Annotated in this window: 5 protein-coding genes and 1 pseudogene; all 6 read right to left on the reverse strand. The window is 26.1% G+C overall.

The annotated features are described in order from the left end of the window. The coding region (locus ACWYO2_RS04370; RefSeq protein WP_455515277.1) for a hypothetical protein at positions 1–551 on the reverse strand (551 nt) is incomplete at its 3' end. A 13-nt stretch (positions 552–564) separates the two neighbouring features. After that, positions 565–2682 carry a hypothetical protein gene (locus ACWYO2_RS04375; RefSeq protein WP_455515278.1) on the reverse strand — a complete coding sequence of 706 codons (2118 nt, stop codon included), beginning with the start codon at positions 2680–2682 and terminating at the stop codon, positions 565–567. Between the two features lie 239 nt (positions 2683–2921). Continuing rightward, the gene (purB, locus tag ACWYO2_RS04380) at positions 2922–4355 is read right to left on the reverse strand and encodes an adenylosuccinate lyase (RefSeq protein WP_455515279.1); all 1434 of its coding nucleotides are present in this window, start codon (positions 4353–4355) and stop codon (positions 2922–2924) included. A gap of 9 nt (positions 4356–4364) precedes the next feature. Further along, positions 4365–5663 carry an adenylosuccinate synthase gene (locus tag ACWYO2_RS04385; RefSeq protein WP_455515280.1) on the reverse strand — a complete coding sequence of 433 codons (1299 nt, stop codon included), beginning with the start codon at positions 5661–5663 and terminating at the stop codon, positions 4365–4367. Continuing rightward, complete coding sequence (gene hpt, locus ACWYO2_RS04390) at positions 5663–6199, reverse strand: hypoxanthine phosphoribosyltransferase (protein ID WP_455515281.1); 537 nt, start codon at positions 6197–6199, stop codon at positions 5663–5665. Before hpt ends, ACWYO2_RS04385 begins: the two co-directional genes overlap by 1 nt. A 9-nt stretch (positions 6200–6208) precedes the next feature. After that, positions 6209–6688: pseudogene (locus tag ACWYO2_RS04395) on the reverse strand (ABC transporter ATP-binding protein); the annotation flags it as partial.

A 6688-nucleotide genomic window follows, 5' to 3' on the forward strand; every position in this document is an offset into this window, starting at 1 on the left:
TTTATATCCTTATATCTTACCTCACCTTGAAGTTTAGGTAATTCTTTAACATCTACACTTTGATTTAAAAGTATATCTTTTGTATTTCCATTCTTATCTCTTAATTTTACATATACTGCATTTTGATCTAAAAATGTAACATCTTTTGTTTCTCCATTATCAACTACTTTTATTTTACCTTCTACATCACTAGTATATTCTTTATATCTTTTATCATCTTTTTTTAGAGTTATTGTAGGATTTTTAGCATATACTCCCTCTACTTCTATTTCAGGACTTATATATGTTCCTACTCTTAATATTTCCCCTTTATATAAAGCTCCACCATTATATTTGAAATTTGATGCATCTAGCTTTTCTAAATAATTTTGATCTCCCTTATCTTTATTTAATTTAAGACCTCTTTTAATATCAAAATCATCAGCTCTATTAAACTCTAAACTATTATCATTATTATTTGTATTATTATTTGTATTATTTATTCCTGCACTACTACAAGATATTACTGCCATCAATCCTAAGCTAATTGCCGCTATTTTACTACTTCTCATATTACCTCCTAACTTACCATTTATACTCTAAGTTAAATTCTACACTTGGAACAAACTTTTTAAATCCAAAGCTTTTATCTATCCATCCAAAGCTATCTTTATCTGGTCTTGTATCATCATTTATTTTATTTATTACTTCTCTTGCAAATTCTAATTTAGAATTTAATTTACCTTTTAAATTCAAATTATTAGTTACAGCATAATCAATTCCAACAGTTCCTATAGTTTTTATTTCTCCACCTATATTCCATCTTGTAGTTCTATAATCACTTATTTGTGGTTTTTCTTTATTTGATTTTCTATAATTTTCTGTATTCTTATATGTAAATAATTTTTCACTTCTTAATGCAAAAAATTCTAATTTTGAATCTACATCTATTTTAGCTTCTAATTTTAATTTATCATTTATTTTTTTCTCATAATCTGCACCTATTCCAAATTTAACTCTATTTATCATGTATAAAGGAAAACTTTCACCACCTAAATACCATATTTTCTTTGTTAAAGGAATATCTACTTCTTTTTCTCCAACTTTTTTCTTTTCAGTTTTTATAAAGTGATTAAACTGTTCTCTATTTTCAAACCCTAATTTACCAGTTAAATCTAACTTTTCTTTATCATTTTCTAATACTGTATATTTTAATGTATTATTTAATGTGAAACTTTCTGTAAATTTCTCTAAATTCAATACTGTTTTTTCTCCTGTTAAATCTAGTTTATTATCTAATTTAGTTTCTAATGTCAACCCTTTAAAGAACTCATGTTTTAAAGTTGCATCTATATTTAACTTTGTACTAACTGATTTTAAGTATTCATTTAATACAGGTATTTCTATATTAGCTTCTACATTACCATCTATACTTGTTTTATCATTGAATTTATAACTTAACCCTAATTTATTTTCACTTACTATTTCATGCTCTACATGTTTTAATTCTGTTATAAACGGATCAAGTGTCATACTGAATCCATAACCTAATTTACCATCATATTTAATTAAACCATTATCATATTTTGTATTAAATAATAATTTTGGTTTATATGAACTCCAAGAATCATATTGAGTTATTTGATCAGGAGTTTCAGGTATATATTTAGCATTTCTTACTTCAAATTCATTTTTAATCATTGTCCCAAGAGTTAAATTTTTAATAACATCTTTTTCAATTCCAACTTCTAATATAGGTTTTATAATATTATATTCACTTCTAGTCTTTTGACTTTTTGTTATTCCACCTTGTATATATGTTTTAAATGTTGTATTCAAGTTAGTATTAATCTTTATATCATCTCTTAACTTATAGTCTACTCTTAAATCTAAACCTTGATCAAGTAATGTGATATAATTACCACCCCAAAAATCAGGATATTCATCTAAATCTGTAGTTAATGGATCAAATTTCTTAGCACCAAAATCAAGATCTAAATCAAAATTATACTTACCTTTTAAATTTGTTTTATCTCCTATTTTACCAGAAGCTTCTATATCTCCTTTAAAATATGATTCATCCTTATCAAATCTATCTATTTGATTTGCTTTATAGTTTAAATTTGCGCTCAAATCAACCTTATCAAGAACTTTACCACTTAATTTTGTATTAAGTACCATGTTCCCTAAAGCTTGTTTAGTCCCATCTTCTTCTATGTATTCAGCATATCTTCCACTATCTTTTATTTCACTACTTTCTTTACTATCTCTACTTCTAATTTGCCAGAAATTATCAACATAATATGTAAAGTCTGTTTCATTTTTTAATCCATAAAATACTGGAGAGGCATATTTACCATATATCTTCGCCATAACATCATGATCTTTTTCTCTTTTATCTACATAATGTGATTTATCACTATTATCTCCATCCCAATCACTAATTTTAGCATCCGATCTTGATGATTTTAAAGTTGTTCCTAATTCTAAGCCTATTTCTTTAAATTTTAAATTTAAATCTAATAATTTGGCATCATAAGCACTCTTTTCATATCTAAATGATTTACCATCAATTCCATTTGCTTTATCTTCTACCAATGGACTAAATTCAGGACTTAATTTTATTCCTGTGTTTATACTTCCCTCTAATGCAAATACACTATAACTAGAAAGTATACCTATTAATATTAAAGTCTTTTTCATACGACCTCCCTGTTCTAAGTAAATTATAAGAATAATTATACTCTAATTATAAGAAAAAATCAATAATTTATGTATATATATTATATATAGTATCATTAGTTTTGTTTATGTTTGTTTTTCTAAATATCTAAATACCTTATAAATAAAAGAATTATACAAATTTCTTTAAAAGTAAATATGAAATCAATTTTTATAATATACAACATTAAAATTTATTCAAAAAAAGTATAGATTAAAATCTATACTTCTATTTCTACCTTATCTTCTAAAATTAAATCTTTATATTTCTCTAATATTGGATTTATATCATTTTCTATAAAATCCATAGTTTGCTGACTTGCAAATCCTGTATATTCACTTGGAATTAATATATTTTTTAAATCTTCTTGTTTTAAAGAAAGTCTTCCATCTTTAATTATTCTATCTATTAAATTGTTAGGTTTCCCTTCAAGTTTAATAGATTTTGTTTCTTCCATAGAAAGTTCTCTTATTATTTCATGAACATCTTGTCTATCCATACCTTTTTTTACACTTTCCATTATTATATTTTCCGTTGCCATAAAAGGTAATTCTTTCATAATATTTGATTCTATAACTTTAGGATAAACAACAACTCCATCTAATATATTAAGCCATATTAAAAGTATTGCATCTACTCCAAGAAAAGCTTGTGGAATAGATAATCTTTTATTTGCTGAATCATCTAAAGTTCTCTCAAACCATTGAGTTGAAGCAACTTGACTACCATTACTTGTTAAAGACATTACAAATTTTGCAATTGAAGATATTCTTTCACTTCTCATAGGATTTCTTTTATAAGCCATAGCGCTTGAACCTATTTGATTTTTAGCAAATGGTTCTTCTAACTCTTTTAAATGTTGTAATAATCTAAAATCATTAGTAAACTTATGAGCACTTTGCGCAATATTACCCAAAAGATTTAAAATTTGTAAATCAGTTTTTCTATCATAAGTTTGACCTGAAACTGTTTGTTTTTTAGAAAATCCCATTTTTTCACATACTTTATTATCAAGTTCTTTTACTTTTTCAAAATCATTATTAAATAATTCTTTAAAGCTAGCTTGTGTCCCAGTAGTTCCTTTAACACCTCTAAATCTTAAATTTTCTATTCTATATTCTAATTCTTCAAAATCATATAATACACTTTGTAACCAAAGACTTCCTCTTTTACCTACTGTAGTTAGCTGTGCTGCTTGGAAATGTGTATATCCTAAAGTTGGAAGTTCTTTATACTCTAAACAAAACCTCTTTAGTCTATCCATTAAATTTATCATTCTAGTTTTTAATATTTTCAAACCTTCCATAATTTGTATTAAATCTGTATTATCACCAACATAAGCACTAGTAACTCCCAAATGTATTATACTTCTAGCATTAGGGGCAACTTCCCCATAAGCATGAACATGAGCCATAACATCATGTCTTAATTTTTTTTCAAATTCATTTGCTTTTTCAAAGTCTATATTTTCTATATTGTCTTTAAGTTCTTGAATTTGTTCTTTTGTTATGAAATCAAGTCTAAGTTCCTTCTCTGTTTCTGCAAGAACTACCCATAATTTTCTCCATGTTTTAAATTTAAAATTTGGAGAAAATATATAGCTCATTTCAGAACTAGCATATCTTTCATTCAAAGGATTTATATACTTATCCAAACGACTCACCTACTTTATTACATCTTCTAAATCATATCTATATATATTTTGACTTCTTTCAGGTCCAACAGATATCATAGAAATATTTGTTTTTAATTCCTTTTCTATAAACTCTATATATTTCTTACAATTTTCTGGAAGATCTTCATATTTTTTAATTCCAGTAATATCTTCATTCCATCCATCAAGTTCTTTATATACTATATTTACCTTTTTAGATTTTCTTAAATTTCCAGGATATGAATTATATGTTTTACCATCTATTTCATAAGCAACTGCCACTTTAATTTTTTCTAAACCTGATAACACATCTATTTTAGTTATTACTATATCTGTTAATCCATCTATATATGTAGCATATCTACCTATAACTAAATCAAGCCATCCACATCTTCTTGGTCTTCCAGTAGTTGCTCCAAATTCATGCCCTATTTGTCTTATTTTTTCACCTAACTCATTATCTAATTCTGTAGGAAAAGGCCCCTCTCCTACTCTTGTAGTATATGCTTTCATAACACCTAATACTCTATTTATTTTTTTAGGTGGAACTCCTGCTCCTACACAAACACCACCTGTTGTTGGAGAAGAAGATGTAACATAAGGATATGTTCCATAATCTATATCCAGCATTAAAGCCTGTGCTCCTTCAAATAATACAAGTTTGTTATCATCTATAGCTTCATTTAATAAACTAACTCCATCTACTATTCTAAACTCTATTTTTTTAGCAAGGTCTAAATATTTATTGTATAACTCTTCTAAATCAAATGATTTTTTCCCATATCTCATCAGCTCAGCATTTTTTTGTCCTACATTCCAAGTTAGTTTATCTTTAAATCTCTCATGATCTAAAAGATCTCCAATTCTTATACCATTTCTACCTATTTTATCTATATAACAAGGTCCTATCCCTCTTTGAGTTGTTCCTATTTTATTAACTCCAAGTTCTTCCTCTTTAGCTTTATCAAGTTCTATATGATATGGCATTATTATATGTGCTCTTTCATCTATCAATAAATTATCTAATTTATGCCCCCTTTTTTCAAGACTTTCTATTTCTTTAAGAAGAACTTCTATATCTACAACAACTCCACTCCCTATTAAACATTTTCCTTTAGAATTTATTATACCTGAAGGTAATAAATGAAGTATAAATTTTTCATCATTAACAACTACAGTATGACCAGCATTATTCCCACCTTGAAATCTAACCACATAATCTGATTTAGGTGATAATACATCTATAATTTTTCCTTTACCCTCATCACCCCATTGTGTTCCGACTACTACAAAAGTATTACTTTTCATTATTCATTCTCCTTAACTACTATACCTACATAAGGTAAAGTTCTATATTTTTGAGCAAAATCTATTCCATAACCAACTACAAACTCATCAGGTATTTTAAATCCTACATAATCTACTTCTATATCATCGACTTCTCTTCTTTCAGGTTTATCAAGCAATGTTACTATTTTAATTTTTTTAGGTTCTCTTGTTTCTATTATTTCTTTAACTTTCTTTAAAGTATTACCAGTATCTATTATATCTTCAACTATAAGGACATTTCTATCCTTAACATTTTCTTCTAAATCTTTTATAATCTTTACGTTACGAGAACTTTCCATTCCATTACCATAACTAGAAACAACCATAAAATCAAGTGTATCTGCTGTTTTTAATTTACGACATAAATCACTTAAAAAGACAACTGAACCTCTAAGTAAACCTATAAGCAAAACTTCTTCTCCCTCAAAGTCTTTGTCAATTTCTTTTGCTAATTCTTCTACCCTTTTCAAAATATCTTCCTCTGAAATGTATGGTTTAATTGAATACTTTTGCATAACTGCCTCCTAAATTTTAGTTTGATATATTTTTTTTACAACACTTGTTATATCTTCTTCTTCCAATTCCAATTTCTCAATGTTATACATATCATACAATGACATTATCACCTTTTTTTCTACTAAAACATCTTTTAATATATTTATACTAAGTAAATTATCCTCATAATTAATTGATAAAACACCCTTAATTTCTTTTATCTTATCAATATCTACCTTATCTTTTAAAGTCACCTTAATAACTTTTTCATTAACATATTTATCAACTAAATTTTCCATAGTATCATCAAATATTTTTTCCCCTTCATTGATAATAACTATTCTATCACACAATGCCTCTACATCACGCATATCATGAGTTGTTAAAATTATTGTAATCTTTTCTTTTTTATTAATTTCTTTTAATATATTTAAAAGTTTTTCTTTAAGTATTATATCTATACCTATTGTAGGTTCATCTAAAAATAAGATTTTAGGTTTATATATCAA

It is taken from the genome of Pseudostreptobacillus sp. (genome assembly GCF_977040545.1).

Coding starts and splice junctions, on each gene's coding strand:
- ACWYO2_RS04375 (WP_455515278.1), bottom strand. CDS start 2,682: ATGAAAAAGACTTTAATATTAATAGGTATACTTTCTAGTTATAGTGTA.
- ACWYO2_RS04385 (WP_455515280.1), bottom strand. CDS start 5,663: ATGAAAAGTAATACTTTTGTAGTAGTCGGAACACAATGGGGTGATGAG.
- hpt (WP_455515281.1), bottom strand. CDS start 6,199: ATGCAAAAGTATTCAATTAAACCATACATTTCAGAGGAAGATATTTTG.